Annotated in this window: 1 protein-coding gene; it reads right to left on the reverse strand. The window is 52.4% G+C overall.

What is annotated here, in order from left to right:
- The coding region (locus tag AC2FA3_RS15650; protein WP_490510403.1) for a secretin GspD/PilQ domain-containing protein at positions 1–233 on the reverse strand (233 nt) is incomplete at both ends.

Consider the following 233-nt stretch of genomic DNA (forward strand, 5'->3'; position numbering starts at 1 on the left):
GGACCACCGTTTCACCGGTTTTGACCAGCACGGCGTTTTGAATAGTACGGGTATTAAACGTCGGGCCGAGCGTCGAGTTAGAGGAAGAGTCAACGCTGGAGACTTCCTGCTCTATTTCGAGCAACACCGCGTCGCCTTCATTGACCTGCGGAGTAACTTTGAGTTTTGTCCCCACCGTTTTGCGTTCGACGGTATTAAAGACGTTATCCCCTGAAGTGGTCTGTGACCCGGAT

Source organism: Janibacter sp. CoH_79_TC_3 (assembly GCF_058197955.1).